We start from the raw sequence: 2,072 nt of genomic DNA, 5'->3' as shown, positions 1-2,072 counted from the left end.
GTGCGCGCTGGTGCCTATCGCCGGCACGCCGTATCGCCGCTGCGCCTCGAGGTTCGACGAGCCGGCGAAGCCGGCGAGATAGGCGGCCCGCGCGGCGGCCACGGCGGCCTGCTCGTGGGTGCGCCGCGATCCCATCTCGATGAGGGCGCGACCCTCGGCCGCGCAGGTCATCCTCGCCGCGGCCGATGCGATCGCGGTGTCGTGGTTGAAGATCGACAACGCCAGCGTCTCCAGTACAACGCATTCAGCGAATGAGCCGTGCACCGCGAGTACCGGTGAGCCGGGAAAGTACAACTCGCCTTCGGCGTAGCCGTCCACGTCGCCGTGGAATCGGTAATCGGCCAGATAGGTCAGCGTGTCGTCGTTGAGAAAGTCCGACAGCGAATCCAGCGCCGCATCGTCGAACGTGAACTCCGCCAAGGCATCCACGAATCGCGCAGTGCCTGCGACGACGCCGTAACGCCTGCCTTCGGGAAGCCGACGGGCGAAGACCTCGAACGTGGTGCGCCGGTGCGCGGTTCCGTCGCGCAGTGCCGCCGCGAGCATGGTCAGCTCGTATTTGTCGGTCAGCATTGCGGCTGTCATTGCCCAACCGTAACCGTTCTCACGCCTTATACGGCCCCGGCTATTCTGGGCACATGGTCACCCCAGCGAAGGCCCGCCCGGGAACTCGCGAGGAGCGGCACGTCGCCACCGACTCCGACACCGACTCCCCGTGGGTGACCATCGTCTGGGACGATCCGGTGAATTTGATGACCTACGTGACGTATGTCTTCCAAAAGCTGTTCGGCTACAGCGAGCCGCACGCCACCAAGCTCATGCTGCAGGTGCACAACGAAGGCAAGGCGGTGGTGTCGGCCGGCAGCCGAGAGTCGATGGAAGTTGACGTGTCCAAGCTGCATGCCGCTGGGCTGTGGGCGACGATGCAGCAGGACCGCTAGGAACGCAAGAGTGCGCAAGTGGAAGCGGGTCGACACCGCAGACGGCCCGCGTTTTCGTTCGGCCATGGCGTCGCACGAGGCATCGCTTTTGGAAAGCCTCGTCACGTCAATGGTTGGAATGCTCGATGAACGCGAATCATCGGCTCCCGCAGACGAACTGGAAGAGATCACCGGTCTGAAGACCGGTAATTCGCGTCCCCCCGACGACGAGACCATGAAGAGGCTGCTGCCGGACTTCTTCCGCCCGCAGAACGATCATCCCGCCGGGTCAGCGACCGCGGAGAGCCTCAACAGCGCGCTACGCAGCCTACACGAGCCGGAGATCATCGCTGCCAAACGCGAAGCGGCGCAACGGGTCTTGAGCACAGTGCCCAACGGCGGTGGCCGCTTCGAGCTGACCGAGGACGATGCGCACGCGTGGGCCGCCGCGGTCAACGACGTGCGGCTTGCGCTCGGCACCATGCTCGACATCGGTCCCGAGGGACCCGATCGGCTGCCGCCCGACCATCCGATGGCGGGCCATTTCGACGTGTACCAGTGGCTGACCGTGTTGCAGGAGTATCTGGTCCTCGGCCTCATGGACAAGAAATGAGTGCGATCACCGATGTCGGCGGTATCCGCGTCGGCCAACACCACCGCATCGACGCCGAGGCGGCCCTGGGGTCCGGCTGGGCCAGCGGCACCACCGTCGTGCTGACCCCGCCCGGAACCGTCGGCGCCGTCGACGGCCGCGGCGGTGCGCCGGGCACGCGGGAAACCGATCTGCTCGACCCGATCAACTCGGTTCGCCACGTCGACGCGGTAGTCCTCACTGGCGGCAGCGCCTACGGCCTTGCCGCAGCCGACGGGGTGATGCGGTGGCTCGAGGAACAGGGCCGCGGGGTGGCGCTCGATGGGGGAGTCGTGCCGATCGTGCCCGCGGCGGTGGTCTTCGACCTGCCCGTCGGCGGTTGGGAGTGCAGGCCCACCGCCGAGTTCGGCTATACCGCCGCCGACACCGCGTCGACGGACGTCGCCCTTGGCACTGTCGGGGCTGGAGCGGGCGCGCGCGTCGGCGTGCTCAAGGGCGGGGTCGGCACCGCGTCGATCACCCTTACCGACATCGGTGTCACGGTCGGCGCGATCGTCGTG

At 67.1% G+C, this 2,072-nt stretch carries 3 protein-coding genes and 1 pseudogene; 3 read left to right on the top strand and 1 reads right to left on the bottom strand.

Translation table 11 applies throughout. The features are described 5' to 3' along the window. A pseudogene (locus A5651_RS16765) lies at positions 1–585 on the bottom strand (nicotinate phosphoribosyltransferase); the annotation flags it as partial. 53 nt (positions 586–638) lie between these two features. Here A5651_RS16765 and clpS point away from each other — a divergent pair. The 3 genes from clpS to A5651_RS16750 form a co-directional block, all read left to right on the top strand. Continuing rightward, positions 639–941: an ATP-dependent Clp protease adapter ClpS gene (clpS, locus tag A5651_RS16760; RefSeq protein WP_066983108.1), complete on the top strand. Its 303-nt coding sequence runs from the start codon at positions 639–641 to the stop codon at positions 939–941. Positions 942–951: 10 nt separating this feature from the next. Next, positions 952–1,533: a DUF2017 domain-containing protein gene (locus A5651_RS16755; RefSeq protein ID WP_066983106.1), complete on the top strand. Its 582-nt coding sequence runs from the start codon at positions 952–954 to the stop codon at positions 1,531–1,533. Further along, positions 1,530–2,072 (top strand): P1 family peptidase (locus A5651_RS16750; protein ID WP_197496646.1); only part of this gene is annotated, 543 nt, incomplete at its 3' end. The genes A5651_RS16755 and A5651_RS16750, both read left to right, overlap by 4 nt.

The organism is Mycobacterium sp. 1274761.0 (assembly GCF_001668615.1).
Lineage (GTDB): Bacteria > Actinomycetota > Actinomycetes > Mycobacteriales > Mycobacteriaceae > Mycobacterium.
The sequence above is the reverse complement of the archived record's forward strand: the minus strand, read 5'-3'. Positions and strand labels throughout refer to the sequence as shown.

Coding starts and splice junctions, on each gene's coding strand:
- clpS (WP_066983108.1), top strand. CDS start 639: ATGGTCACCCCAGCGAAGGCCCGCCCGGGAACTCGCGAGGAGCGGCAC.